The sequence below is a fragment of the Roseivivax isoporae LMG 25204 genome, assembly GCF_000521865.1.
Taxonomy (GTDB): Bacteria; Pseudomonadota; Alphaproteobacteria; order Rhodobacterales; family Rhodobacteraceae; genus Roseivivax; species Roseivivax isoporae.
Map to the genome: position 1 here is coordinate 1 of NZ_JAME01000103.1, position 1,929 is coordinate 1,929.

Genomic DNA, 1,929 nt, shown 5'->3' on the forward strand with positions numbered 1-1,929 from the left:
TCACCCCTTGTTCATGCGGTTTTCGATGAGGTCGTCGACGACGGCGGGGTCTGCGAGGGTCGAGGTGTCGCCGAGTGCGCCGTAATCGTTTTCGGCGATCTTGCGCAGGATGCGGCGCATGATCTTTCCGGAGCGTGTCTTGGGCAGGCCCGGGGCCCACTGGATGAGGTCGGGCGAGGCGATGGGGCCGATTTCCTGGCGGACCCAGTTGCGCAGCTCCTTGCGGAGGTCGTCGGAGGGCTCGACGCCGTTCATCAGGGTGACGTAGCAGTAGATGCCCTGTCCCTTGACGTCGTGGGGGTAGCCCACGACGGCGGCCTCGGCGACCTTCTCGTGGGCGACGAGGGCGCTTTCGACCTCGGCGGTGCCCATGCGGTGGCCGGAGACGTTGATGACGTCGTCGACGCGGCCGGTGATCCAGTAATCGCCGTCGGCGTCGCGGCGGCAGCCGTCGCCGGAGAAGTAGTAGCCCTTGTACTGCTGGAAGTAGGTGTTCTCGAACCGCTCGTGGTCGCCCCAGACGGTGCGCATCTGGCCGGGCCAGCTGTCGCGGAAGGCCAGCACGCCGGTCGCCTCCGTCGCCTCGATCTCCTGTCCGCTTTCGGGGTCGAGCACGACGGGCTGGACGCCGAAGAAGGGTTTCATGGCCGCGCCGGGCTTGGTCGCGTGCGCGCCGGGCAGCGGGGTCAGCAGGTGGCCGCCGGTCTCGGTCTGCCAGTAGGTGTCGACGATGGGACAGCGGTTCTGCCCCACCACCTCGTTGTACCAGGTCCAGGCCTCGGGGTTGATCGGCTCGCCCACCGTTCCCAGGATTCGCAGCGAAGATAGGTCGCAGCCGGTTACGAAGTCGTTGCCCTGGCCCATGAGGGCGCGAATCGCCGTGGGCGCGGTGTAGAACTGGGTCACGGAATGCTTCTCGCAGACCTGCCAGAAGCGGCTCGCATCGGGCCAGGTGGGCACGCCCTCGAACATCAGCGTGGTGGCGCCGTTCGCGAGCGGCCCATAGATGATGTAGGAATGCCCGGTGACCCACCCCACATCCGCGGTGCACCAGTAGACGTCGCCCGGATGGTAGTCGAAGGTGACCTCGTGGGTCAGCGCGGCGTAAACCAGATATCCACCACTGGTGTGCACAACCCCCTTGGGCTGGCCGGTCGATCCGCTGGTGTAGAGGATGAAGAGCGGGTCCTCGGCGCCCATCTCCTCGGCCGGGCAGTCGGTCGCGGCCGCGCGCATCGCGGCGGTCAGGTCCACGTCGCGGCCCTCGGTCCAGGTGGTCTGCCCGCCGGTGCGCTTGACCACGAGGCACTTCACGCGGTCGTCGCAGTGGATCAGCGCCTTGTCGGCGTTGGACTTGAGCGCGGTCCGGCGGCCGCCGCGCGGCGCCTCGTCGGCGGTGATCACCACCTTGGCGCCGCAGCCGTTGATGCGCTGGCCGAGCGCGTCGGGCGAGAAGCCGGCGAAGACGACGGAATGGATGGCGCCGATCCGCGCGCAGGCGAGCATGGCATAGGCCGCCTCGGGGATCATCGGCAGGTAGAGCACGACCCGGTCGCCGCGGCCGACGCCGTGGTCCTTGAGCACGTTCGCCATGCGGCAGACGTTCTCGTGCAGCGCGCGGTAGGAGATGTGCTGCGCCGGCTCGGACGGGTCGTCCGGCTCCCAGACGATCGCGGTGCGCGCGCCGTGCTCGGCCAGGTGCCGGTCGACGCAGTTCGCCGCCACGTTCAGCGTGCCGTCCTCGAACCACCGGATCGCCACGCGGCCATGCGTGAAGTCCACGTCCTTGATCCGCTGCGGCGCCCGCATCCAGTCGAGCCGCTCCGCCGCCTCCGACCAGAACCCCTCCGGATCCGAAACCGAGCGCGCGTACATCTCCTCGTACCGCGCACCATCCACATGCGCTCGCGCACGGATCGCATCGCTCGG

Annotated in this window: 1 protein-coding gene; it reads right to left on the reverse strand. The window is 68.7% G+C overall.

From position 1 onward, the window contains the following. Nucleotides 1–1,929: acetate--CoA ligase (gene acs / locus RISW2_RS22735; RefSeq protein ID WP_043775659.1), on the reverse strand; the 1,929-nt coding region annotated here is incomplete at its 5' end.